Here is a 25223-nt window from a genome sequence, read left to right as displayed (position 1 = left end):
TCTCTTCATCGTTATTGTTGATGTGAGTAGATTACAAATCACATGTTATTAAGTAAAATTATCATTCATAATAAAAATGAGTACGTTTTGTAATGATTAATCCCATTTGGTTACGTAGCTTTTGTACTTTGGTAGAAACTGGACATTTTACTCATACCGCTGAAAAGCTTTATATGACGCAATCCGGTGTCAGCCAACATATAAAGAAATTAGAGCAATATTTAGAGCAACCTCTGCTCACTCGCCACGGAAAAAAATTCACGTTGACTCACGCTGGTGAACGCTTGTACAACGAAGCTAACCAAATTGTATTGTCGCTTACAGATTTAGATAAAAGGATCAGTATTGATCCTCGTTATGAAGGCATGGTACGCATTGCTTCTCCTGGTAGCATTGGTTTGAAGCTCTACCCTCATTTGCTGGCTTTTCAACAACAATATCCTGAATTAGTTATTGATTATCGCTTTGCACCTAACCATGAAATAGAAACCTTACTTGCAGAGCAGCGTATCGATATTGGCTTTATGACACGCCTTTCAAATAAAGCCGATATAACCCTGAATGCCATGGGTAAAGAAGCGCTTTTGCTGGTTACGCCAGCCTCTATTTCATCGCCAAGTTGGGACAAGCTTACTGAGTTAGGTTTTATTGATCACCCTGATGGGGTTTATCATGCAAGCCAGTTACTCAGTGTTAATTACCCTGAGTTTAAGCATATTAACCAATTTAAGCGGTCAGGATTTTCTAACCAAATTAACCTTATTTTAGAACCCGTAAAACGAGGACTAGGGTTTACTATTTTACCTCGTTACGCTGTGGATGCCTTTCAAGATAAAGCGCATGTAAATATCCATTTATTTAACAATGAAGTCAGCGAGAATATATACTTAGGCACTCACGCCAACCGATTTATTCCTAACCGCGTTGCAGCTGTGATTGAAGAAGTAATGACCTGTCTAAGTGCTTAAACTATAAGAATGAAAAATGGCGCAACGTTTTTAGAGCAAATTATTGAGTAAATAAATGAGTAAAGTAATTGATAAGCTCGCTTGGGTTTTAATTCAAGACGGTAAATTTTTAGTAGTAAGATCTCAAGGTAAAGCGCTGTTTTACCTTCCTGGTGGTAAACGTGAAGCCGGTGAAAGTGACATTGAAGCACTAACCCGTGAAATCAAAGAAGAACTGTCCGTTGATCTTATACCAAACAGTATTAAATACATGGAAACATTTACGGCTCAGGCCGATGGTAAGGCAGAAGGCATCTCAGTAAAACTGACGTGTTACTTTGCTGATTATTCTGGGGATCTTATACCTGCAGCTGAAATCGAAGAACAAAGATTCATTGATAGTACCGATGAAAGCCTGTGTTCTACCGCTGCATTAGCGGTATTAAAGTGGCTAGAAAAAACCTCACTGATTGCAGGAACACTTGCCTAACAGATAAATATAGGTGTCGTTCAATCGGCACCTATCAAGAGTGTTAGACAAGCCCGAGCATCTTTGCAAGTAAATATCTTAGGTAATTCCTATCCATTGTTAGCTAATCATTATCGTTAATTCGTAATCGTAAATCGCTCTGCTATTATTTTAAATCCATATTCAACCTATTAACATCCTTCTTTACATCCCTCGTTAAAACGTATAACTATATTTAATAATTACCCACTTTATTTGCATATATAGCTAATATACAATCGTTCACACATGCTAGCCTTTATATTTTTCGCCATTTGTTTTCTGATATTTGGCAGCCACTCGAATTTTTTAACTCTTTTTTATTACTGTATTTTAATAATAAGATTGCAGCTAAAAAACTAACGCAAGCCACTGTTTTAACTACACATAAAAAATAGTGACAACTAAATGCAATCAACCAAAATTAACAACTTATATTTAGGTAATTGCTGATGACGGATAATACTAGTACTTTTTCAAATAGGTGTCTTTTTCTAACACTGAATAGCTAAAAATACAGAAAATAAAATAATTATAAAATTTAAGGGTACGCAATGTCCGAAGTAAATATATTTAAACAACCAAAACCTTTCTATTTAATATTTTCAATTGAATTTTGGGAACGCTTTGGCTTTTATGGTATGCAAGCGATTTTAACTGTGTATATGGTTAAAATTCTTGGTATGTCGGAATCTGCGTCATTTACTTTATTTGGTGCCTTTTCAGCACTGGTGTATGGATCTGTCGCGATTGGCGGCTGGGTGGGTGATAAAGTATTAGGAACCAAGCGTACCATCACACTGGGTGCCATTATTCTTACTGCGGGTTATGTTTTTCTTGGGCTTTCAGCCAGCCATGAAAATAGCAGTCCAATGCTGATTTACATGGCGATGGGCTTTATTACTATGGGTAATGGTTTATTTAAAGCGAACCCTTCAAGTTTATTAGCCAAAGTTTATGGCGAGAATGATCCCCGTTTAGACGGTGCCTTTACCTTGTATTATATGGCGATAAATTTAGGCTCTTTTTTCTCAATGCTATTAACACCTTGGATTGCAGAAAAATTTGGCTATGATTTGGCGTTTTCCGTCAGTGCTATCGGCTTGGTGATCACGATTGTGAATTTTATAATCAGTCACTCTACCGTGAAAAACGTTGGTTCAAAACCTGATATGAAGCCTGTTAATGTTGTGCATTATATTAGTGTATTAGTCGGTGCAATTGTGCTGAGCTTCGTCAGTGCTTTTTTGCTACAACATTTATTCTACGCACACGCTATTTTGGTGGTAGTGGGAATCACTATTGTTGCGTTGTATTTCAAAGAAGCATTAAAAACATCTGGTATTGAACGCGCTAAAATGTTGGTGGCATTTTTATTAATGTTACAGGGCATTGTTTTCTTTGTACTGTATTTCCAAATGCCAACCTCGCTTAATTTCTTTGCTATCCATAATATCTCTCATGATCTGTTTGGTATTAGTGTTGCGCCAGAACAATTTCAAGCGCTGAATCCACTATGGATCATGATTGCTAGCCCTGTTCTTGCCATTATTTATAATAAGTTTGGTGATCGTTTCTCTATGCCGTTCAAATTTGCACTCGGCATGGTGCTATGTAGCTTTTCTTTCTTAGTACTGACTTTTGGTTCGCACTTTGCCAATAGCCAAAGTGTTATCAGCTCTAACTGGTTAGTGTTATCTTACTTCTTCCAATCTATTGGTGAGCTGCTAGTATCTGGTCTTGGATTAGCGATGGTCGCTCAGCTTGTTCCTCAACGTATGATGGGATTTGCGATGGGTATGTGGTTCTTAACATCAGCAACGGCTGCGGTTCTTGCTGGCTGGGTAGCAACACTAACAACAGATTCAAGCAAGATTGTGGATCCACAACAAACATTAGCCATTTATAGCCATGTCTTTGGGGTGATTGGCTATGTTACTGCCGCGATTGCTCTACTTACCCTAATTATTGCGCCAAAACTAACACGCGTGATCTACGCTAAAGAGACAACAGAAGAAACTGCTGCAGCATAATATTTTCTAGCGATTTCTTTTAACGAAAATTTGAACAATGTACCCAAGCAGCTTCAAACAACAGGTTTTGATAATACGATAGGCCTTGTAGTTTGAAATTACTTGGGTATATTTTTAGCATTTTATCAGCAATATAGCTAAACTTTTAAAAATATTATTTATTATTAGTTGTTTAGGAGTTTAATTCATATGTCGCTGTTGGAGAGTTTAGGGAAGAAACTTGAACCGCTCATGTTGTTTATGGGGTTAGTAAGCCCAATTGCAACATTGCCTCAGTTATATAAGCTTTTTATATCCCATCCCAATCATGCCCATGGTTTATCGTTAACCACCTGGTCTATGTATGCGCTTATTTCTTTGCTCTGGTTTATTTATGGTCTCTACCATAAAAACCCGACAATTTGGGTTGGTAATTTTTTAGGATTTCTCGCTTACTTTGCCATGATGGTAGGCATAGTAATGAAGGCAGGTATCACCTTCTAGGTATTCATAAAAATGAAAGAATGGAATATCTTCCCTTCTTTTCATTAGTTTAAAGAAAATGGGCGAGTTGATAATTAACACGCTCATTTATTGTGATAACAAAGGCCATCTCAATATTGCATATTAGCTACTTCGCTATCATTAATTCGTAAATCACTCTGCTTTTTTTAAACCTATATAAACCTATTACCTCCCCCCCTCTTACGCATCGCTCCCAATATAAAACAAAGTTTTATATTTATTCATTTTTGGTGCAATTTTAAGTAATACACAACCTATTAAACACTGTGTAATTTATATTTTTCAGTCACTCGATATTTATAACTTTTTTCTCTATTATATTTTAACAATAAAAAAGTTGACCATTATAAATGTAACCTATTGTTTTTATGTTATAAATAAAAAACATAAAGCCATTAATTGCAATCAACCAAAAATAATAACTTATATTTACCCAATTGCTGATGACTATTCAAAATAGTAGCTTCGTCAAGAATGCAACCTTATCACAACAAAGATACAAAAAAACAACAATGTAAACTAAGGAATGTAATGTCTGACGTTAATATATTTAAACAACCAAAACCCTTCTATTTGATATTCTCCATCGAATTTTGGGAACGCTTTGGCTTTTATGGAATGAATGCAATTTTGACTGTTTATATGGTCAAAATTCTTAATATGCCAGAGTCTGCTTCCTTTACATTATTTGGTGCCTTTACAGCATTGATATATGGTTCAGTAGCGCTTGGCGGTTGGGTTGGTGATAAAGTTTTAGGAACCAAACGTACAATTACGCTTGGTGCAATCGTCCTGACAATAGGTTATGCATTACTTGGTCTTTCAGCGAGTCACGGTAATGGTAGCCCATCTATGATTTATATCGCGATGGGTTTCATTGCTATGGGTAATGGTTTATTTAAAGCTAACCCTTCAAGCTTACTGGCGAAAGTATACGGTGAAAATGACCCTCGCTTAGATGGTGCTTTTACCATGTATTACATGGCGATTAACTTAGGCTCGTTCTTTTCAATGCTTTTAACACCATGGATTGCTGACAAATTCGGTTATAACTTTGCGTTTTCAGTGAGTGCTATTGGTTTAATCATTACCATTGCAAACTTTATTGTGAGCAAAAAAACCGTTCAAGATGTTGGCTCCCCAGCTGATATGAAACCCATGAATAGCTTTTACTTTTTATGTGTTGTTATTGGTACAGTCGCTTTAAGCTTTGTGAGTTCATTCTTGCTTCAGCATTTATTTTACGCACATGCCATTCTAGTCGTTGCAGGTATTGCTATTGTTTCACTGTATTTTAAAGAAGCTTTTTCAACATCAGGCAACGAACGAGCAAAAATGCTCGTTGCTTTTGTACTTATGCTTCAGGGAGTTGTGTTCTTCGTACTTTACTTCCAGATGCCGACATCATTGAACTTCTTCGCCATTCACAATGTTGAACATAACATCTTCGGAATATCCGTTGCTCCAGAACAATTCCAAGCACTAAACCCAATGTGGATTATGCTTGCAAGCCCACTATTAGCGATTCTTTACAATAAGCTAGGCGAACGCTTTTCAATGCCGTTCAAATTTGCATTCGGTATGGTGCTATGTAGCCTTGCTTTCTTAGTCCTTCCAGTAGGTGCTAAGTTTGCAAATAGCCAAAGCATTATTAATTCTGGTTGGTTAGTGGTCTCTTACCTATTCCAGTCTATTGGTGAATTATTGGTATCAGGTCTAGGTTTAGCCATGGTGGCACAGCTTGTACCACAACGTATGATGGGCTTTGCTATGGGAATGTGGTTCTTAACCTCTGCAACAGCGGCTGTTATCGGTGGCTGGGTAGCATCATTAACAGCAGTACCGAGTAATATTGATGACCCACATCAGACACTTATCATATATAGCAAAGTGTTTAATGAAATTGGTGTTGGTACAGCCGCAATAGCTCTGATTACATTACTTATTGCGCCTAAATTAACGCGTATTATTTATGCAAAAGATACAACAGAAAAAAAACAGTAACAGCGGCGGCTTAGAATAACAAATACAACAGCGGTCGTGTTAATAATTAACACGACCGCTGTTTTTATTTTTTACTTTGAACGTATATTAGCGAAGGATCATTTGATCACGCTCAGGACCAACAGAAACCATTTTAACTGGCACGCCCATTAGCTCTTCAATACGAAGTACGTACTCTTGTGCACCTTTAGGTAGCGATTCAAATGTACGACAACCTGTAATATCTTCTTCCCAACCAGTCATTTGCTCGTATACAGCCGTTAGTGATGCAGTTTGAGGCCAAATTGGGTTTTCAGTATGCTCACCGTTGTAAGCCACACAGATTTTCAGATCTTTCATACCTGTTAGACAGTCGATCTTAGTTAGTGCAATTTCAGTTGCTGCTTGTAGTTCAACACCGTTACGAGTAGCCACTGCATCGAAGTAACCCATATCACGTGGGCGACCGGTTGTTGCACCGAATTCTTTTGCATCTTCACGGAATTGATCTTGATCTTCCATTGCAGTGATCAACGTACCCGTACCTACTGAAGAGCTGAATGCTTTTGCTACTGCAATAACACGCTCAGGATGAAGAGCAGGTAAACCACTACCAATACCAGCGTAAGCTGCAGTTACGTTAGAAGATGTTGTCCATGGGTATTCACCGTAAACTAAGTCACGACCCGCACCCAGTTGTGCTTCAAACAACAACGTTTTGTCTTCTTTTTGTAGTGCTTTAAGTGGCTCTGTTACGTTACAAATACTGTCACGCCAAGGTTGAGAAACCTCTAATAGCCACTCTGTCATTTCTTCTGCTGTTTGGGTGAATTCAAATGATGGGTATAGCGCTTTAAGTTGAGGAAGTTTCCAATCCATCATGAATTGAATACGTTCACGTAACACTGCAGGTTGTTTTAACCAACCAACAAGAATACCTTTTTTCATTACACGATCGCCGTATGCAGGTGCGATACCTTGACGTGTTGAACCGTAAGCACCATCACCTAGACGTTGTTCTTCTAAGGTATCTTCCAGTGCGTGAAGCGGTAGACATAATGTTGCACGATCTGAGATGCAAAGTTTCACTTCAACACCTGATGTTGCTACTTCTTCGATTTCTAAAGACAGTTTTTCAGGGCTGATCACCATGCCAGGGCCTAACACAGCAATACAATCAGGATTAAATACGCCGCTAGGTAATTGGTGCAATTTGAACGTACCAAAATCGTTAACAACAGTGTGACCTGCGTTATTACCACCTTGGAAACGGATACTTGCTGAAGCTTGGTCTGCTAAATAATCAACAATACGACCTTTACCTTCATCACCCCAGTTAGCACCAACAACAACAATAGACGACATAATTTAAATCTCCTCAAAAGCAATGACACCTATCCTATGCTCATCTAGTCAATAAGAATAATTAATAATCGTTATTAACTTGATAAGAATATCATATATGGAGTATGGTTAATCTTCTCTACTCAATATGTTATGTATGATAATAAATATCATCTACTGCTTAGGAAATCATTGCTAATATGATTGATATCCACTGGCTCAATACCTTTGTCGCTTTGGCAAAGCACCAGCACTTTGGTAAAACTGCAGCTGCGCTACATATGACGCAACCTAATGTAAGCCTTCATCTCAAGCAATTAGAACAAACCACGCGGGTTAAGTTAATTGAGCGTAACCCTTTTCGTTTAACTCAAGCCGGTGAACGTCTGTTACAAAGTGCAGAAAATACTTTAATGGAACTGCAAATTTGTCAGGCCGATCTGAACGCTATCAATGAGCTTAATCGCGGTACTTTAACCATAGCAGCCAGTGATATTATTTCTCGTTTGTTATTAATTAGCCCTTTTCAGTCTTTCAAGAAAGAATATCCAGGGATTGATCTGTCTCTTTTTAATACCACTTCATCTCAAGCAACCGAGTTAGTCAAAAGCGCGAAGGCGGATCTTGGGTTCGTTATTGCACAGAAAGAGAGTCAACCACTGCATTTTACTGAATTACGACAAGTTAAATGGTGCGCATTAGGTAATGGCTTATCACGCTGGCAGGCATTGTCGGCTAACCCTTCACAAATCATCCCAGCCGAACCTCTCGCAGCAGAAGAACCCACCTTGATTTTGCTCGGCCACGATACCCGAACCCGTGAATTAATTGATATGGCATTGCCTTTATTAAAATTAAAAAAATACCATGTAATGGAAGTAGGCAGTGTAGATGCGCAGATTGATTGGGCGGAAGCGGGATTTGGTGTCGCAATAGTACCGAGTTTTTCTTTACATTCAAAACCACACTTACAAACACAAATAACACCACTGCCTGATTTCCCGACAACCAGTTTGGGATATATCGTGCGTCAAAACCAAGTGCTTTCACGAGCGATTAAGCAACTCTTACGCTGGGTAGATGATGAAATCCAACGCTCTCAGTAGTACTCGCGATCTTCATCGCCTATCCTAGCACTAGATATAATTAAGCCCTGTGATCAGGGCTTAATATATATGCTAACAACAAAGTGTTCCGAGCATAATGAGTTATTTGTGATCTTGTTTTTTTAATGTATACGCATCAGCAAGATCACCTTGGACACGCTTACCATCTTTATCTAAATGGAAGATACGTTGTTCACCCACGAAATACTGAGCTGTTTGACCACCACCTAAATTCAAGGTGATCGTATCGCCTTTATCATTCCAGTCAAACTTACCTTCTGTAGTTAAAGGTTTGGTTTCTTTATCTTGATAAGTTTGATCTAAAATGTAAGTGCCATTGTCTTTTAGCGTTAAGCTTGTTTCAATTCCAGAACAATCAGCACAAGGCTCAATACCTGTATATTCCCCCATCCAATCAAGTGAGTTCTTCGCATTATCAGCAGCCTGTGATAATTCTGTAACTTGATCATTCGCCGCAGATGCCGTTGATGACGTTTTATCTGAAGCTTGATCACAACCCACAAGTACTAAACCAAGAAGGGCTGTAGCTAAAAGTGTTTTTTTCATCTTAATCTCCTTGAAATAACACAAAATATTATGGATATGTACACGTCATAAAACAGAACACCATAATAAACTATGTTATCAATTACTCAGCAGTTGCATCCTTAACTGCGTCTTTCATATTGTCCGCAGCTTTGCCTGCATCATCTGCCATCTCTTTTGTGGCATCAACTGCTTTATCTGCAACATCATTCGCCGCTTTTGCTGTATCGTCAGCCGCTTGCTTTGTGGCATCAACAGCATCATTGGCAACTGCTTTGGTTGAATCAATCACTTGTGTTGCGGTATCTGATGCCTTGTTTTGCATATCTGTCGCGGTTTTATCTGTGCTTTGGTCACAGCCAACAAGTGCTAAACCGAGAATTGCAGCAACTAATAATGTTTTTTTCATCTTAATCTCCTTAGAAAAAACAAGATACCTTGAAACTCGCAACTGAGAGTTTCACGGTATCTTGCTATAATATTCGAAATTTTAGGACGCTTAATTTAGTAAATCTGATGCTTTTTTCTCTAAATCATCAGCAGCATTTTCTGTTTTATCAACAGCAGAATCGGTCATTTCAGCGGCTTTTTTTTGCGCAGCTTGAGCTGAATCATCGACAGACTTCATTGCATCATTTGCGGCATTTTTTACGTTATCTTCTGTCACTGCTGTTTTATCCACTGCAGCATCTTTCATTTCTGTCGCTGAATGTTTCATTTCATCCATTGAATGATCCGCGGAATCTTCAGCTTTATTGACCGCATCAGACGCTTCAGTTGCTTTTTCTTTTGTCACATCTATTAACGCTTTTGAATCATCAGCAACAGTATCTTTTACTTCTGATACTGAACTATTCATTTCTGCAACTGCCGCAGAAGTCTTTTCATCGGCTGATGAATTTGTTAAAGAGGTTTTCAATTCAGATGCTTTTTCTTTCATAGAATCAACAGAATCATCAACAACTTGCTTTGATTTATTAACCATGTCAGTTGTTTTCTCTTTTACAGCATCTGTCATCTCCGACGCTTTTGTAACCGCTGAATCACTTAATTCAGCCGCTTTATCAACCATTTTGTTGGTTTGATCTTTGACTACGTCAGCAGCATCGGACACCGTATTTTTAGTTGCATCTAACGCCGTACCTGATTGTTCCGTCACTTTATCTTTCATTTCAACGGTTGAATGTTGGGCAGCAGATGTACTATCTGTAGCTGTATTTTGTTTTGCCTGATCACAACCAACTAAAAATAAACCTGCAATAGTCATCGCGATAATTGTTTTTTTCATACAAACCCCTGTAACGAATACTGTTTTAATATGACCCTGACAGTATCTATCTACTAGATAAACCTATGTCTTAATGACGTCATTTCCAAGTCAATAATAGGTCAATTTATTACTTTTAGGTATTAAATCTCTTTTAATTCAAGATGGAAAATATGAAAAATGGAAAATAATATAACATTATTTTCCATTCTTTTTCTAAATAGGTAGAATTTCTCATTAATTGAAATATTCAATATATTAATAACAACCATGTCAATTTTGAATACATTTATTATTCTATACTTTTCACAACCCTTATATAATAATCACCCATTGCCTAAGAAAAACTGCCCATTAAAAATAAACAGAAAAGACAAATAATATTTCAAGACCTAAACAATGTAATGAGAAGCTATTATTTATCAAAAAAACTCTAAATTTAATAGTGTGTTTTTTCTATCCGTTAGTGCATACCCTATTGCGGAAATAACGACGATTAAGGCAGATGCGATCCAAAAACTATGATGAATATATTAATCAAAAAATGAACCTAATTCACAGATAAACATACATGTAAAAAAGGCGGAGACGAGCACAGAAACACAGCGGTGATATCGGCTAACACACCCGATATAAGCGTAGCAAAATGCGTTAACCAACAATAATAATTGTTCTATATATTCAGTTTCTGATTACCTAGGAATCTTATTCTTAAGTACTAATACATCAAAACGTATAATCCATATTGCTTGTGATACTAATAGTAATAATGAAAAAGTTGTAGTACCTTAAAAGTAATTAACCTGTACTGCGAACATTTCTACACCATCTTTTATTAACTAATTAACATATTCCTTTTTATATGTTTTGATATCCATCATTCAGGTGCATAATATGTAAGTAATAACTATGTTTTAATTTTATAAGCTATGATAATGAGTAAAAGACTTTACCTTTGAGAATAGAATGAATAGAGATTAATTTTCCAATGTAAATAAATAGTTATTACTTTATTTAATATTAATAAGTATTAATATCACAACCACATGAAATAAGCTCATATTCTGTAGCTCCGAATAACTTACATTCTTTTTTAAACAGTATAACATCAGAACCAACCGGACAAAAAACACTCGACTTGATAGGAACATTCACTGCTTTTTCACTGTCTTCTGGTATAACTTTTAAAACTAATTCTCGCTCTTCAGTTTCAAACTTTGAGAACGTTTCTGTTACTTCACCAGCAACAGAATCAATGTCATAAGTCTTTTCAGCAACAAAAAAAAGAGCCCCAGCCAAACCTGCAAAAGATAAAAACAAAAAGGCAACAAATACCTTTTCATTGTATAACTGGCTCATCAATCGTTTTCTCAAAATACCTAACCCTATAACAAACTCTCTTTGAGCAATGCCTTACAATTTAGCATTTTAGGCCCCTCAAATTAAGCTATTTTATGTCTAGAATCTTATAAAAAATGAAAACAAATGAATAAACACTCAAAAATAATCAGCATCAGTACTTTAACCCATTGTTATAACAAGGATAAAAAATAATGACACCCAGTTAACACAGTTTGACATAACCCTTACTTTTTTACTGGGAAATGGATAGTTTCACCTTCAGCAGTTAAAATTTCTATCACTTTAGGCGTACCATCTGATGCAAGATATAACTCTCCTATTGCACTTCGATTCACCAATCTGTGCGCGCCTGTAATATCAGGATCACGCTTTTCAATCAGCAATTTCTTACGCTTGGTAAACCAGTTTAACGGGGAATGAGGACTATATAATGCTCTATCCATTGCATCACAAAAGCGTAATAACCGATTAGGGAATTCATTTTTTAAACCACTACACGTGATCTGATAAATATGAAATTTACCTTTGTGGTTACGAAGCGTTATGTCATAAGCAAAAGAATAATGAACATCACCAGATAAAATAATAAATTGAGTCGGTGTTTTGGTATGGGTAAAAATACTCAATAGCGTATTGGCAGAGCCCGGATGCGCCATCCAGTTTTCTGCATCAACAAGCAACGGTTGCCCTATCCATGTCATCATTCGTTGCAATGTTTCAATAAACTTTACACCGAACATTGGTGCGGCAGAGACAATAATCACCGCTGGTTCATGTAATAATTCCTGCTGAAACTCAATCATGGCTTCCCAATCCATTAACCCTGATGGACGGTTATCATTCGATTCTGAACGCCAACGTCGAGTACGCGTATCTAATACCACCATTTTAGGTGTGGTTGAAATGGTATAGTGCCACTGCTCAAACTGATTTAACCGCGCAATAAATGCATCTTGTGTTTGATTACAGGGCTCAGCAAAGTAGCGCTTGGCGTCATCAAGGAACGGCTGTTCAAATTTCTCGGGAGCATTGCCCCACGCCTGACATAGCCAGTAACTCATGAGTGCATTACCAATAATTCGGCGTGAAAATAAGTTATTAAACGCTGCAGTTTCCCAGCGACGATTAAGCATATAATCATCCGTCACATCATGATCATCGAAAATCATATACGTCGGAATATGTGCAAACAAACGCTGAACTTGCGGTAGACCTTGAACAAAATCATCCATAATATGGCTTTCTTGATGCCATTGTTGCTGCCATTTAGGCGCAATTTGGACCCCACCACAGGTGAAATTCTGTTTCTCTAACCGTTTACGATCAACCCAATCCCACAATGTTGGTGACCATACCAGCAAATACATCGCAAAATATTCACTAAAACTGATCAGATGATTTTCACATTCTCGCGAGCTAAAGATAGGCACAACACGATCAGGCAATAATTTACCTAACCATGTTTGAGTATCAATATACGTTGGTAATAATTTATCTCGTCCATATAAATGATAAGGACTCTGATACAAGGCTTCTGTATCTGCAATGCTAGTCTGTTCAAACGTTTCAGAAGGTAAACCTAGCAATTGGATCACTTGTTCAATCGCATCAAGTGTTGGACCTGCAACATGATCTGCGTAAATTTGATCGCCACTCATCATTAATAAACTTGGGCGTTCAAGAATGGGTTGCTCAGCCACTTTACTATCTGCTACCACTAAGCTGTCTTTGCTTGGATAATGAGGGTTACGACAAGAACCATGTAACACATAATCGGCTCTAGTGTTGATCACTATGTTGATCATGGATTCATTATCGTAGGTTAATGACGGAATTAAATCGGTTAAAAGCCCTTGCTGGGTATCAAGCTGGTAAGCAAGTGGAGTATTAACTGCAAATTCACCTTCAAACTGTGCGAGTACAACCCATGCATGTTTACCAATTTGAATTTGATGTTCATCTGCAATAATGGCTTGGTAGCAAGGATTATCATCACCTTGTTGATATAAGTAAAAAGTAGCATCCAATCGTTCCGTGGTCACAAACCATAGTACTAATTGCGTTGCTGTCGCTTTCCGTAAAATAGGACCGGCAATAATAAGTGGTAAGGATGATGCTGGTGCTTCTTTAGACATTTACTTCTCAACTCGCGCGTAATAATTCAGTGTCATTCACTGCGATACCATCAAAACAACAATAGATAATCAAACTTAATCTATTGAGTAAACATTTTCTTTAGTTCTTGCTGAATCCATTTTATAACGGGCCCTGTCGCTCGATCACGGCGTTTAACAACACCCATTTCAATCCATTGCGAAGCGGGAATATTTTCCATCGACAGTTTTACAACCCCTTCGGAGAAAAAGTCATATGTAAAAACATGATCAGGCACAAATGCCCAGCCCATATTTCTCAATACAAACGAGGTGATTGAATAGTAGCTGTCAATTTGCCAATAATTTGCGGATAACGCTTCACTGTGGTGGCGTCCACTTCGATCGCAAATTAATAGTTGACGGTGCTGGCTTAATTGCTGCACTGTGGGTGCTGAAATTTGTGCTAATGAATGATTTTTCCCCACAATTAATGATGAATTAAATTCACAAATTGGTGTAAATTCTAAACTACTCGGCAAAGTTTTACTGAAAAATAATATGCCAATATCCGCCATTTTTTCATCTACACGGCTTGCTATATCATCTTTCGAGCCATTAATAATGGTTAATTTCACCAATGGAAATGTCTCAGAAATACGTTGAAAGAAATCTTCAAAAGCGGTTAATGGTGATGCTTCATCCATTGCGATGGTCAGGGTAACTTCTTCACCTTGCGTTAACGTCAATGCCCGAGATTGTAACCGTTCACATTGGGCTAATACGACCTTTGCTTCTTCATACATTTGCTGACCTTCAGGGGTCAGGATTGGTAATCTGGCACTTCGATCGAATAATTCAAACCCTAAATCTGCTTCTAAGTTACTAATTGCAGTACTGATCCGTGACTGTGCTTTTCCTAACCGCCGAGCGGCTGCCGAAAAAGAGCCTTGTTGTACTGAAATAACAAAAGCATTGAGTTGATCTAATGTCCAATCCATAAATCAATCCATCCGATAATCAGATATATAATATCTTTGAGCAATCTAACATACGGATATAATACAGCGATTCCCACCAACTGAATAGCCTGTGGGTAGACCATTTTATGAGAATATTTATGCACAGTAATGAACCGATGCCGTCGTCGAGCAATATATCTAAAAACTTTTGGCGTTATACCATCCCTTCTATTGCAGCAATGATGGTTAATGGACTCTATCAAATTGTTGATGGGATCTTTGTCGGCCACTACGTTGGCTACCAAGGCTTAGCCGCAATTAATATGGCATGGCCGATAACATTTGTATTATCAGGCTTAGGCTTGATGATTGGTATTGGCAGCGGGACGCTAATTTCAATCGCCCGCGGTGAACAAAATGAGCTTAATGCTCAGCGCGCTTTTAATACCGGTTTGATCCTAACTTTTATTATTAGCTGTCTTTCATTTGCTGCGTTTACATTGTTTGGCGACTATTTTTTACAACTTCAAGGTGCCCAACAAAACATTAAGCACCTTGCTTTAGACTATGTTTCTACTTTTGGTAATGCAGCCTTTATTACTGTATTGGCAGGCGCAATGCCAATGTTGATCCGAAATGATGAAAGCCCAAAAATCGCAACCATGTTATTAGTAATAGGCGCACTGACTAACATTCTTCTTGATTATGTGTTTTTAGGATTAATGGGTTGGGAATTGAAAGGTGCTGCCATTGCGACTTTGATCGCACAAGGTATTACCTGTGTTGGTGGCTTGATTTATTTTCGCTCTCAATACTCAACTTTAAAACTAAAAATTTCACTGCCTGATTTTTCATTATCAGAAAGTAAAAAGATCATGGTGTTAGGCTTATCAGCACTGATCATGTACCTATATGGTAGTTTTGTTGTCGCACTACACAATTATCAATTCATGATATATGGCACAGAATTAACCGTTGGCGCTTTTGCTATTGTCGGCTATATGATGACGATGTACTACTTGGTAGCAGAAGGTATTGGTGAAGGTTTGCAACCGCCAGTAAGTTACTACTTCGGTGCGAAACAACCGCAAAATATCCGAAAAACGTTAATATTAGCCATGAAAACAACGGTGATTGCAGGTATCGCTTGGTTCTTGTTACTGACAAGCTTCCCATCAACTTTGATCAGTTTGTTTAACAGCAGCAACAGCGCGCTGACATTAGAGGCGACCCAAGGTATTCGTTTACATCTGTTTGCAATATTTTTAGATGGCTTTATTGTCTTGGCAACAATGTACTTTATGTCGGTGAATCAAGCGTCAAAAGCATTAGTGATCTCAATTAGTAACATGCTAATACAACTACCGTTTTTGTATTTCTTACCAAAATTACTTGGCGTTGTTGGTGTATGGTTAACCATGCCAATATCCACTATAGTATTGAGCTGTATTGTTGCGGTTATTGTTTGGCGTGATATCAATAAACGTTGTAAGCCGCTTGATTCACTAGAAAATCAAGCTCCCCTGCTCGATTAATAAGTAAAGCAATCGGCAATAAAAACGCATCAGATCGATAACCGCTCTGATGCGTTTTATTTTTCACTACAAATCTTTAAATCCATTTAAGGTCAGATTTAAGACAGTGTTTGTTTTATCCATGCTGAAATATCCTCAATTTGAGGCATGCAAACCTGATGCTCCATGGGATATGTACGCCAGTGCGGTTTAAATCCCGCCTTAATGACATCATCTCGTGCCATTTCACCTAATTTAGGAATAACAACGGGATCATAAGAGCCATGCATAATTTCAATCGGCATATTACGATTCACATCGCTATATTGAATGACCTCTGCAGTTGGGAAATAAGTTGATAGTGCCAATATTCCCGCTAATGGCTTGGAGTAGCTTAATCCTGCTTGATAAACTACCGCACCGCCTTGTGAAAATCCCGCAAGAATAATACGTTCAGAAGGAATGCCACGACTAATTTCACGTTCGACAAGATCTATTACCTTTTGAGCAGATTCCATCAGTTGTGCTTCATTAATTTTACGATATGTATCTAATGAAATAATGTCATACCATGCTGGCATTAAGGCATTACCATTAATGGTGACATTCAGCGTCGGTGAGTGAGGAAATATAAAACGTATTGGCGATGTTTCTTCTAACTGTAAATGCGGTAACAAAGCCTCAAAATCATGGCCATTAGAGCCTAAACCATGTAACCAAATAACACTGGCTGTCGCGGGCACATTGGGTTCTATTTCAACACTCGCTAAATAATCCATTTTCCTATCCTTATTCTTTTCCAAATACAGACACGCAGTTACATTGCTGATTTTACTGCGCGAGATAAGCGAACAGCTGCCATTTTAGGATCCGCGCTTGGATCATCAAAGAAACGGCTTACAACATCAATGATTGCACTTTGAACATCACTGGATGTCGCTAAATTATGCGAAAAACTGGGGACAAGCGCATTGTTTTTTGCTGCAACCTTAAATGCTTTCATTGAGGCTAATGAACAAGAGTCAAATCCCTTTAACGATACATCCTGACGGATCGGGATCGAACCTTTATATAAACTAAAAGCTCGTTGAAATGGCTTGGTTAATAGTATTTGCGCTAAATCTTGTTGTGCTATTTCATCTTCTTCATTACTTTTTAATTTGAAAAAAGTAATAGTATCAAGATTATAAGAAAACATACCTTGTGTTCCCGGTACAGGTACGCATAAATAATCCTTACCTGCAATTTTGTGTTCGCTAGTGAACTCGCCTTTTGCCCAATCTCCCATTATTTGCATTGCGGCTTTGTCATGCATGAGCATTTCGGTGGCTTGGTTCCAACGACGCCCTTTTGCATTTGGATCTATATACTGTCGCATCTTTTTGAACTGACGGAACACCTCAACCATCTTATCACTACTAAGCTCAGTTAAATCTAAATCAACAAACGCTTTCGTATAATCTCTTGCGCCAAGTACGCTTAACGCCACCGCTTCGAACAAAGTCGCATCTTGCCAAGACTCGCCACCATGAGCTAATGGGATATAACCTGCCGCTTTGATTTTGTCAGCCGCCACATAAAATTCAGCTAAGGTTGTGGGTACTTTTGCGCCTGCAAGTTTAAATATATGTGGATTGATCCATAGCCAATTGACACGATGTAAAGTTACTGGTGCTGCCACATAATGACCGTCATATTTTATCAACTGAAGATCATTAACGATTTGCTGCACTTCAGGTAATAACACGTTATCCCAATGATCTTGTTCTGCAACTTTATCAAGTGATGTTAGAAAGCCTAAACGTCCCCACTCTTGAATATCTTGCCCTTTTAACTGTGCCGCGGTGGGTGGATTCCCCGAGATTGCCCGCATTTTTAGGACGGTCATCGCACTTTGGCCACCACCACCGGCAATGGCAAAATCTTTCCAGTGATGCCCTTTCGTTTCCATTTTCTCTTTTAAAACTTGAATCGCTTTAGATTCGCCTTTTGACGTCCACCAATGCAATACTTCAACAGTCCCTTCTGCAAAAGCTGGCTGACAAACAAGCAGTAATAAGGCGCAGAGACGCCATTGCTTGATATTCATTTTCATCTTATATCCGACAATAACATTAAGCATTTTTTAATAACCGAGGAAGTACAACAGTCACTAACAACCCACCTTTAATACTGTTTTTGATCGTTAACTGACCACCATGAGCTCGTACGATATTGCGTGAAATTCCCATCCCAAGCCCATGCCCCGTATTGTCAGTCGCTAAGCGAACATAGGGTTCAAATACCGTTTTTAGCTTTGTATCAGGGATCCCTTGTCCCTTATCACTAATGGTGATGATCAGTTTATCTGGACTATCAATGACATTTATCGTCACGCTGTGTCCATATTTCACACCATTATCGATTAAGTTACTTAAACAACGTTTTAAAGCTAACGGTTTTGCCATAATCGGCAAAATAGGGTGTTGAGGTAAACGAACTTTGGTGTCTTTATGATTATGATGTTCAGCAATACTATTTAATAAAAGTTCGACATCAATGGTCACCAAATTCTCATGTAAATCGGTATCTTTTACACACTGTAGCGCCCCTTTCACCATGATTTCGAGTTCATCGAGATCGTGATTAAATTTATCAATTTTTTCATCATCATCGATCAATTCTGCACGTAACCGTAAGCGAGTAATCGGCGTTTTTAAATCATGTGATATAGAGGAAAATAGCTGTTCACGATCTTCAATATATTTTCTTAAACGCAACTGCATTCGATTAAATGCTTGCGTTGCCATCACTAATTCACTCGCCCCTTGCTCTTTTAATGGCGGCTGGTAAATATCAAGACTTAACGCGTTAGCAGCATCCGCCAATTGTTTTAATGGTCGTGTTTGTCGTCTTACCATGATGTAAGTAAACAGCAGTAATAAAACGGTACTAAAGGTTAGGAATATAATTTGCTGGCGCGTAATAATCTCATCTTTTAGCATCATATAAGGGGCAGGCAATAACGCTGCAATATATAACCACTGACCTTTATCAAGCTCTATTTGCACCACTAAAATAGGGGGATTAAGTGGCTCTAAACTTAGCGTATTATGTACCCAAGAACGCGGTAGATCTGACAGCAAAATATCATTTTTTAATACATGCAGCGTTTCTGGTCGTGAAAACTCAACCTGAATATTACTAAGGGTAGGTAATTTTTCATGTAACACCGTTTTAAAAACTGACACTGCCATTTCTTTTTGTTCAGTATTTTTAATTGGCTTAATATTGATTTCTTGATCATTAAACGATACAAAAAACCGTGTCCCGCCCATATTGCGCAACTGCTCTAATACAATATGGCGATATTCTAGCGGCAATGATTGAAAGAAATTCACTGTCGATGCAAACATGGTTGCCATGCTCGCAGATGTTGATTGCAACCCCTCTAAATCTCGTTTTTTTGATTGGGTGTACCAAATGCCTGTTGCGATCACTTGAGCAAGAAAGACGGCCAACAAAGTTAACCATAAAGTACGTGAAACCAATGATTTAGGCCACAATGATTTCCATTTCATAATTCAATATCTACCTATCTCAAGATATTAAAAAAGTGTGGCTATCACCACACTTAATATTATTTCTCTATAATGTGGCTAACTTTACACATGGTCGTTATAACGAACATCGGCAGTAAATATATAACCGTTACCACGACTGGTTTTAATTAAACGCTGAGTACGACCTTTGTCGCCTAAACGGTTACGTAAACGACTTAATGCGACATCAATACCACGCTCTGACGGTTGTGCATCTCTTCCTCGAGTCGCACATGAAATAGTATCGCGATCTAAAATTTGATTCGGTCTCGATAGAAATAGCATCAACAATGAATAATCACCACTTGTTAACTCAAACGCTTCATTATTAAGTACATTCACTAAACGATGTGCTGTGGTATCTAAACGCCAATTAGAAAAACTAATAAATTTTGCACTAGGGTTAGAATGTTGGTTATCTGACACTTTGCTACGACGTAATATCGCTTTAATACGAGCTAACAGCTGTCTAGGACTAAAGGGTTTGGCGATATAGTCATCGGCTCCAATTTCAAGTCCTATGATTTGATCCATCTCTTCAGAAACAGCCGTCAACATAATAATAGGGACATCTGACTTTTTGCGAATATGCTGACATAAGGTAAACCCATCATCACCAGGCATCATGATATCGAGAAGAATCAAATCTGGATATCCACCAGCAAGGCAACGTTTCATTTCCTCGCCTTCCGCGGCAGTTTGGACTTCAAAACCGTTCTTGGTTAAGTACTCCTCCAGTAGTTCACGGATTTCTTTATCATCATCAACGACGAGGATTTGTTTAGAGATACTCATGTCTTTTGCTCACCATACGACATTAGACTATTTCTCGCTTTTAATCAGCGAATGCATTGAGAAATAGAGCGAATATAGGCTATTTACTATTTCGTGTATTTGACCACTATTTAAAAAAAATGTCAGCAATTTGCGCTATCCATGACGCATTATCGGTACCTTGTTAACATATTTAATACCTTACAACGAAAAAACCAGTGGTAATTACTAATAAAAGCAATAACACACTGGTTATATTTTTATCGCCAATCAATGGTAAGAAAAGCTGACTTAAGCGACTTTAGATTCTACTTTTTTAATGACTTCAACATTTTTATCTGAGGCCGCGTCATTTGCATGATCACTCAATACTTCAGCCAATGTTGAACGAGACAATCGCCCTGTTACCTGTCCATCAGCATCAACTACTGGCAGTGGATGATCACTATCTAAAGTCTCAGGGATCACGGTTTCAAGTAGCGCATCAGTTGAAACTGCTGGGACATCTTCGAGCATTGAAGCGTCTATTGCATTAGCATAATCAGATTCTTTTACGCTCTCTAATTTCTCTTGCGTGATGACCCCTTGATAACCTTGATTATCAACGTAATACGCGAAATCATCTTTTACTTTACGCATTTCAGCAACAGCTTCGCCAATCGTTTCAGAAGAGATACGAACAACTTGTGGCTTCATAACCGTTTCAACCGTCAGTGCTCGAGCACGGTTAACGTCTTTCACAAACGCTTCGACATAGTCGTCAGCTGGGTTTAATAAAATATCAACAGGTTTACCCTGCTGCACTAATACCCCATCTCGTAAAATGGCAATACGATCGCCTAACCGTAATGCTTCATCTAAATCGTGGGTAATAAAGACAATTGTTTTATGTAACTTTTCTTGTAACTCAATAAGCTGATCTTGCATTTCACTTCGAATCAAAGGATCAAGTGCAGAGAATGCTTCATCCATTAATAAAATTTCAGCATCAGTACATAATGCGCGAGCTAAACCAACACGTTGTTGCTGACCACCAGAAAGATTTGCTGGGTAGCTATTTTCATATCCCGTCAAACCAACAGTCGCTAACCACTCTTTGGCTTTGGCTTGCCATGCGCTTTTACTCAGTCCCTGTACTTGCAACCCATAACCAACATTTTGTAAAACCGTGCGATGCGGCATTAAACCAAAGCGTTGGAAAACCATCGACATTTTATGACGGCGAAAATCCTGAAGCTGCTTTTCATTGAGTGACATAACATCTGTCCCTTCAATTTCAATGACCCCTTCAGTTGGATCAATCAAGCGATTAAAGTGACGGATCAGGGTTGATTTACCAGAACCTGATAGGCCCATAATCACAAAAATTTCACCCGGATAAATATCTAAGTTGATATCGCTTAATCCAACCGTATGACCGGTTTTCGCTAAAATGTCATCTTTAGATGCACCATCTTTCACTTGTTGAACAACTTTTTTTGCTTTTGGACCGAACACTTTATAGAGGTTTTTCACTCTAATGAGGGGATCCTGCTTTGATAATGAACTCATGATCGACCTCCTAAGTGTTGCTGTGTACGTTTAGCATAGCTTTGTGATATACGATCAAAAATAATTGCGAGCGCAACAATCGCTAAGCCGTTTAATAAACCTAAGGTGAAATACTGGTTGGTAATCGATTTTAATACCGGTTGACCTAACCCTTTCACACCAATCATTGAAGCAATAACAACCATCGCAAGTGCCATCATGATGGTTTGGTTTATCCCTGCCATAATATTAGGCATTGCCAGTGGAATCTGCACCCCAAATAAGCGCTGCATTGGACTTGCGCCATAGGCTGTCGCTGCCTCAAGCACCTCTTCATCAACCAAACGAATACCAAGGTTGGTTAAGCGAATAACAGGTGGGACAGAATAAATAACAACAGCGATTAAGCCTGGAATTTTACCAAGACCGAGTAACATAACAACGGGGATCAAATAAACAAAGGCTGGCATAGTCTGCATCACATCAAGTAGTGGTGTGACAACCCGCTGAACCTTCTCAGAACGTGCCATAGCAATACCTATTGGTATTCCGATCCCTATGGCAACCATCGTAGAAACTAAAATAATACTCATGGTTCGCATGGTATTATCCCACATACCAAACACACCGATGAAACCAAAAGACAACACGACACCAAGTGATAATTTCCACGATCGGCTTGCGACGAAAGCAATCGCTGCCAATACAGCAATCACTATCCACCAAGGAGTGGCGAGTAAAAGTTTTTCAAACCAGATAAGAAAAGAAAGAAGAGGATCGAAGAAGCCTTCGATTGTGTCGCCATATTCACGAGAAAAAGAACGATAAGCACCGTCCAACGTTTTTCGAATTTCAACTAGCTGAGCACGCTCAAGCTGCGGAAATTCAGTTAACCATGATTTATCTGACATAACTGTTATCCATACATACTACTTTTATTCCCCACTTACGCTATATCCTTAGCGAAGTGGCTACAGTGGTAGTTAGCTACCACTGTAGACGTACAGCTTACAAATCAGCTAAAGCACCACGTACTTTATCTGCAACTTCAGGAGAAACCCACTTCACCCAAATATCTTCGTGATTCGTTAAAATCTCTTCCATTACGGTTTCGCCATCAGCTTGGTTATCTTCCATCCACGCTAAAAGGCTATTCATTTGTGCATTAGTAAAAGAACGTTGACCTAGGTATTTCACCGCTTCAGGTGCACGTTTCGCAAACGAGGTGGTAATAACGGTATCGACTTCTGACGGTGGGTACATAGAAACTTTCGGATCAACACATTCAGGCTTGGTTAAACACTCTTTAAAGTACTTCGCATCAACACCTGAGCCAAAGTCCACTTTTACCATTTTGTATTTACCTAACACCGCTGTCGGTGCCCAGTAATAACCAAACCATGCTTCACCACGCTCATAAGCTTTAGCAATTGAACCTGAAAGGCCTGCACCTGAACCTGGATCAATAAGATCAAACCCTGCATCTTCAAGTTTTAGTGCTTCGAATAGGTTACCAGCAGAAATCTGGCAGTTCCAACCTGCTGGACAATTATAAAATGCTGCTTTTTCAGGATCTTCTGGGTGAGTGAAAAGTTTGGCATTCTTCTTAATGCCCGCAATAGTCGCTAGGCTTGGATCTTTTTTCACCATGTATTCTGGAACCCAAAAGCCTTCTTCACCACCATCAGAAAAGCTCGTACCTGCATATTGGATACGCCCTTCTTCAACACCACGATCTAACGCGGCTTTCATCGAATTACTCCAAAATTCAGGTGCAATATCCGGTTCGCCCTTCTCAACCATTGATGTACCAGTCGGCATCGTATCGCCAGGAACAAGATCCGTTTCACAACCATATCCATGCTGTAAAATGAAACTGTCGACGTTGGCTAATAATGTTGCTGAGTTCCAATTCATATCAGCAATAGTGACTTTTCCACATTCACTTGCATGAACTTGAGATGCTGACATTGCTGATAGCAATACCGTCGCAGCCAGAAGCTTTCGCATAAATATTATCCTTATCATTTATATCGAATCGGTCAGCGCAAACGAGTAAAAAACAATTTTTCTGTGCGCTAATAACTACTCAAAAGGCAATTTATTGTGCCAATTTATTAAGTAGTCTAAACAAATTAAACTAAAAATACCAAGTTTATTAACAATAAATAATTATTTGGTAACAATTTTTAATAATACATTAATGCTTATTACATTCATAAACTTGTCAGCGATTAATGATCAAAAGAACGCTTATTAAACATTATTCTTATCGTTTTCGGCGCTCAATTTGCTTATGATGAAAACCGTTTTAATTCTGTAATGGGTAGAATGATGTATAAATTAGTTGCGCTTGATATGGACGGTACTCTTCTGAGTTCTGACGGTACGATTTCCCAAGAAAATAAAGCTGCAATTTCAGCGGCTCGCAAGCAAGGGGTATCAATTGTGTTAGCGTCAGGACGCCCTTTAGAAGGGATGACATGGGCACTAAACGAACTAGAAATGACAGGCAGTAATGACTTTGTTTTAAGTTACAATGCTTCACTCGTTCAACGCGTCTCTAATAAAGAGATTATTCGTAGCGAAACATTAACGGGTTTGGACGCTAAAAACATTGCTTCACTGGCTCATGAGCTTGGTGTTCATGTTCATGCATTTACTCGTCGTCAAGGCCTGATTACACCAGAAAATAACTATTACACTGATCATGAAGCAAAAATTAATGGTCTTGAAATTACTGTTGAAGACTTTGCAACACTAGAAAATGACGAAGAAGTGATGAAAGTAATGATAATCGATGAACCTGATCGCCTATCAGCCGCCATTGCTCAATTACCAAAAGCGTTTTATCAATCCTACACGATTGTACAAAGTGCTCCCTTTTTTCTTGAATTTATGAATCCAAATAGTAATAAAGGTGTAGGTGTTGAAGCGCTAGCAGAATACTTAGACATCAAACAAAGTGAAGTTATTTGTATGGGGGATGCCGGCAATGATCACCATATGATTGAGTATGCTGGTCTTGGTGTTGCAATGGGAAATGCAACAGAAGAAACGAAAGCTATCGCTAATTTTATTACTGACACTAACAATAATGCAGGTGTTGCCAAAGTTATTCAGCAGTTTATTTTAGATAAATAACAAAAAAATCGCTATTTCTAAATCA

Annotated in this window: 22 protein-coding genes; 8 read left to right on the top strand and 14 right to left on the bottom strand. The window is 38.4% G+C overall.

The window, feature by feature from the left end:
- Nucleotides 1-92 precede the first annotated feature (92 nt).
- The 5 genes from C9J41_RS08220 (at nucleotide 93) to dtpA (C9J41_RS08200) (ending at nucleotide 5996) form a co-directional block, all read left to right on the top strand.
- Nucleotides 93-968 carry a LysR family transcriptional regulator gene (locus C9J41_RS08220; RefSeq protein WP_107208337.1) on the top strand — a complete coding sequence of 292 codons (876 nt, stop codon included), beginning with the start codon at nucleotides 93-95 and terminating at the stop codon, nucleotides 966-968.
- Nucleotides 969-1023: 55 nt separating this feature from the next.
- Complete coding sequence (locus tag C9J41_RS08215) at nucleotides 1024-1437, top strand: NUDIX domain-containing protein (protein WP_107246787.1); 414 nt, start codon at nucleotides 1024-1026, stop codon at nucleotides 1435-1437.
- Between the two features lie 572 nt (nucleotides 1438-2009).
- Entirely contained in the window at nucleotides 2010-3488 is a 1479-nt protein-coding gene (gene dtpA, locus C9J41_RS08210) for a dipeptide/tripeptide permease DtpA (RefSeq protein WP_107208335.1), read from the top strand.
- A gap of 189 nt (nucleotides 3489-3677) precedes the next feature.
- Nucleotides 3678-3971 (top strand): SemiSWEET transporter, encoded by a 294-nt coding sequence (locus C9J41_RS08205; RefSeq protein WP_107208334.1) that lies wholly within the window; start codon nucleotides 3678-3680, stop codon nucleotides 3969-3971.
- A gap of 552 nt (nucleotides 3972-4523) precedes the next feature.
- Nucleotides 4524-5996 carry a dipeptide/tripeptide permease DtpA gene (gene dtpA, locus C9J41_RS08200; RefSeq protein WP_107294447.1) on the top strand — a complete coding sequence of 491 codons (1473 nt, stop codon included), beginning with the start codon at nucleotides 4524-4526 and terminating at the stop codon, nucleotides 5994-5996.
- Nucleotides 5997-6083: 87 nt separating this feature from the next.
- Here dtpA (C9J41_RS08200) and C9J41_RS08195 read toward each other — a convergent pair whose 3' ends face one another.
- On the bottom strand, nucleotides 6084-7340 hold the full coding sequence (locus C9J41_RS08195) for an adenylosuccinate synthase (protein WP_005364252.1): 1257 nt from the start codon (nucleotides 7338-7340) through the stop codon (nucleotides 6084-6086).
- 179 nt (nucleotides 7341-7519) lie between these two features.
- On the opposite strand from C9J41_RS08195, the gene C9J41_RS08190 reads away from it, so the two are divergent.
- Nucleotides 7520-8425, top strand: a complete 906-nt coding sequence (locus C9J41_RS08190; protein WP_107208332.1) for a LysR family transcriptional regulator — start codon at nucleotides 7520-7522, stop codon at nucleotides 8423-8425.
- 102 nt (nucleotides 8426-8527) lie between these two features.
- On the opposite strand, the gene C9J41_RS08185 is transcribed toward C9J41_RS08190, so the two are convergent.
- The 6 genes from C9J41_RS08185 to C9J41_RS08160 form a co-directional block, all read right to left on the bottom strand.
- A complete protein-coding gene (locus C9J41_RS08185) occupies nucleotides 8528-8992 on the bottom strand; it encodes a copper resistance protein NlpE (protein WP_107246790.1) in 465 nt (154 codons plus the stop codon).
- Nucleotides 8993-9074: 82 nt separating this feature from the next.
- Nucleotides 9075-9380 (bottom strand): hypothetical protein, encoded by a 306-nt coding sequence (locus tag C9J41_RS08180; RefSeq protein WP_107208330.1) that lies wholly within the window; start codon nucleotides 9378-9380, stop codon nucleotides 9075-9077.
- A 90-nt stretch (nucleotides 9381-9470) separates the two neighbouring features.
- The gene (locus tag C9J41_RS08175; protein ID WP_107208329.1) at nucleotides 9471-10259 is read right to left on the bottom strand and encodes a hypothetical protein; all 789 of its coding nucleotides are present in this window, start codon (nucleotides 10257-10259) and stop codon (nucleotides 9471-9473) included.
- Nucleotides 10260-11258: 999 nt separating this feature from the next.
- A complete protein-coding gene (locus tag C9J41_RS08170; RefSeq protein WP_107259799.1) occupies nucleotides 11259-11597 on the bottom strand; it encodes a hypothetical protein in 339 nt (112 codons plus the stop codon).
- Between the two features lie 227 nt (nucleotides 11598-11824).
- Nucleotides 11825-13735, bottom strand: a complete 1911-nt coding sequence (locus C9J41_RS08165; RefSeq protein ID WP_107294446.1) for an alkaline phosphatase D family protein — start codon at nucleotides 13733-13735, stop codon at nucleotides 11825-11827.
- An 80-nt stretch (nucleotides 13736-13815) separates the two neighbouring features.
- Entirely contained in the window at nucleotides 13816-14694 is an 879-nt protein-coding gene (locus C9J41_RS08160; protein WP_107206981.1) for a LysR family transcriptional regulator, read from the bottom strand.
- A gap of 119 nt (nucleotides 14695-14813) precedes the next feature.
- Between C9J41_RS08160 and C9J41_RS08155 the strand changes: the two genes are divergently transcribed.
- Complete coding sequence (locus C9J41_RS08155; RefSeq protein WP_107246801.1) at nucleotides 14814-16190, top strand: MATE family efflux transporter; 1377 nt, start codon at nucleotides 14814-14816, stop codon at nucleotides 16188-16190.
- Between the two features lie 98 nt (nucleotides 16191-16288).
- On the opposite strand, the gene C9J41_RS08150 is transcribed toward C9J41_RS08155, so the two are convergent.
- From C9J41_RS08150 to C9J41_RS08120, 7 genes are all read right to left on the bottom strand, one after another.
- Complete coding sequence (locus tag C9J41_RS08150; protein WP_107206983.1) at nucleotides 16289-16948, bottom strand: alpha/beta hydrolase; 660 nt, start codon at nucleotides 16946-16948, stop codon at nucleotides 16289-16291.
- Nucleotides 16949-16986: 38 nt separating this feature from the next.
- A complete protein-coding gene (locus C9J41_RS08145; RefSeq protein ID WP_369917491.1) occupies nucleotides 16987-18264 on the bottom strand; it encodes an ABC transporter substrate-binding protein in 1278 nt (425 codons plus the stop codon).
- Nucleotides 18265-18283: 19 nt separating this feature from the next.
- Nucleotides 18284-19729 carry an ATP-binding protein gene (locus C9J41_RS08140; protein WP_107206984.1) on the bottom strand — a complete coding sequence of 482 codons (1446 nt, stop codon included), beginning with the start codon at nucleotides 19727-19729 and terminating at the stop codon, nucleotides 18284-18286.
- An 84-nt stretch (nucleotides 19730-19813) separates the two neighbouring features.
- Nucleotides 19814-20545: a response regulator gene (locus C9J41_RS08135; protein WP_107206985.1), complete on the bottom strand. Its 732-nt coding sequence runs from the start codon at nucleotides 20543-20545 to the stop codon at nucleotides 19814-19816.
- 270 nt (nucleotides 20546-20815) lie between these two features.
- Entirely contained in the window at nucleotides 20816-22075 is a 1260-nt protein-coding gene (locus tag C9J41_RS08130) for a glycine betaine/L-proline ABC transporter ATP-binding protein (RefSeq protein WP_107206986.1), read from the bottom strand.
- Nucleotides 22072-22965, bottom strand: a complete 894-nt coding sequence (locus C9J41_RS08125; protein WP_005364222.1) for a proline/glycine betaine ABC transporter permease — start codon at nucleotides 22963-22965, stop codon at nucleotides 22072-22074. Before C9J41_RS08125 ends, C9J41_RS08130 begins: the two co-directional genes overlap by 4 nt.
- 97 nt (nucleotides 22966-23062) lie before the next feature.
- Nucleotides 23063-24064 (bottom strand): ABC transporter substrate-binding protein, encoded by a 1002-nt coding sequence (locus C9J41_RS08120; protein ID WP_107206987.1) that lies wholly within the window; start codon nucleotides 24062-24064, stop codon nucleotides 23063-23065.
- Nucleotides 24065-24388: 324 nt separating this feature from the next.
- Here C9J41_RS08120 and yidA point away from each other — a divergent pair, with 324 nt between their 5' ends.
- On the top strand, nucleotides 24389-25198 hold the full coding sequence (yidA, locus tag C9J41_RS08115) for a sugar-phosphatase (protein ID WP_107206988.1): 810 nt from the start codon (nucleotides 24389-24391) through the stop codon (nucleotides 25196-25198).
- Nucleotides 25199-25223 lie beyond the last annotated feature (25 nt).

It is taken from the genome of Photobacterium sp. GB-50 (genome assembly GCF_003026755.1).
Classification (GTDB): Bacteria; Pseudomonadota; Gammaproteobacteria; order Enterobacterales; family Vibrionaceae; genus Photobacterium.
The sequence above is the reverse complement of the archived record's forward strand: the minus strand, read 5'-3'. Positions and strand labels throughout refer to the sequence as shown.

Bases quoted from the DNA above. Each gene is read 5' to 3' on its own strand.
- C9J41_RS08220 (WP_107208337.1), top strand. From the start codon at position 93: ATGATTAATCCCATTTGGTTACGTAGCTTTTGTACTTTGGTAGAAACT.
- C9J41_RS08215 (WP_107246787.1), top strand. From the start codon at position 1,024: ATGAGTAAAGTAATTGATAAGCTCGCTTGGGTTTTAATTCAAGACGGT.
- dtpA (WP_107208335.1), top strand. From the start codon at position 2,010: ATGTCCGAAGTAAATATATTTAAACAACCAAAACCTTTCTATTTAATA.
- C9J41_RS08205 (WP_107208334.1), top strand. From the start codon at position 3,678: ATGTCGCTGTTGGAGAGTTTAGGGAAGAAACTTGAACCGCTCATGTTG.
- dtpA (WP_107294447.1), top strand. From the start codon at position 4,524: ATGTCTGACGTTAATATATTTAAACAACCAAAACCCTTCTATTTGATA.
- C9J41_RS08195 (WP_005364252.1), bottom strand. From the start codon at position 7,340: ATGTCGTCTATTGTTGTTGTTGGTGCTAACTGGGGTGATGAAGGTAAA.
- C9J41_RS08190 (WP_107208332.1), top strand. From the start codon at position 7,520: ATGATTGATATCCACTGGCTCAATACCTTTGTCGCTTTGGCAAAGCAC.
- C9J41_RS08185 (WP_107246790.1), bottom strand. From the start codon at position 8,992: ATGAAAAAAACACTTTTAGCTACAGCCCTTCTTGGTTTAGTACTTGTG.
- C9J41_RS08180 (WP_107208330.1), bottom strand. From the start codon at position 9,380: ATGAAAAAAACATTATTAGTTGCTGCAATTCTCGGTTTAGCACTTGTT.
- C9J41_RS08175 (WP_107208329.1), bottom strand. From the start codon at position 10,259: ATGAAAAAAACAATTATCGCGATGACTATTGCAGGTTTATTTTTAGTT.
- C9J41_RS08170 (WP_107259799.1), bottom strand. From the start codon at position 11,597: ATGAGCCAGTTATACAATGAAAAGGTATTTGTTGCCTTTTTGTTTTTA.
- C9J41_RS08165 (WP_107294446.1), bottom strand. From the start codon at position 13,735: ATGTCTAAAGAAGCACCAGCATCATCCTTACCACTTATTATTGCCGGT.
- C9J41_RS08160 (WP_107206981.1), bottom strand. From the start codon at position 14,694: ATGGATTGGACATTAGATCAACTCAATGCTTTTGTTATTTCAGTACAA.
- C9J41_RS08155 (WP_107246801.1), top strand. From the start codon at position 14,814: ATGCACAGTAATGAACCGATGCCGTCGTCGAGCAATATATCTAAAAAC.
- C9J41_RS08150 (WP_107206983.1), bottom strand. From the start codon at position 16,948: ATGGATTATTTAGCGAGTGTTGAAATAGAACCCAATGTGCCCGCGACA.
- C9J41_RS08145 (WP_369917491.1), bottom strand. From the start codon at position 18,264: ATGAAAATGAATATCAAGCAATGGCGTCTCTGCGCCTTATTACTGCTT.
- C9J41_RS08140 (WP_107206984.1), bottom strand. From the start codon at position 19,729: ATGAAATGGAAATCATTGTGGCCTAAATCATTGGTTTCACGTACTTTA.
- C9J41_RS08135 (WP_107206985.1), bottom strand. From the start codon at position 20,545: ATGAGTATCTCTAAACAAATCCTCGTCGTTGATGATGATAAAGAAATC.
- C9J41_RS08130 (WP_107206986.1), bottom strand. From the start codon at position 22,075: ATGAGTTCATTATCAAAGCAGGATCCCCTCATTAGAGTGAAAAACCTC.
- C9J41_RS08125 (WP_005364222.1), bottom strand. From the start codon at position 22,965: ATGTCAGATAAATCATGGTTAACTGAATTTCCGCAGCTTGAGCGTGCT.
- C9J41_RS08120 (WP_107206987.1), bottom strand. From the start codon at position 24,064: ATGCGAAAGCTTCTGGCTGCGACGGTATTGCTATCAGCAATGTCAGCA.
- yidA (WP_107206988.1), top strand. From the start codon at position 24,389: ATGTATAAATTAGTTGCGCTTGATATGGACGGTACTCTTCTGAGTTCT.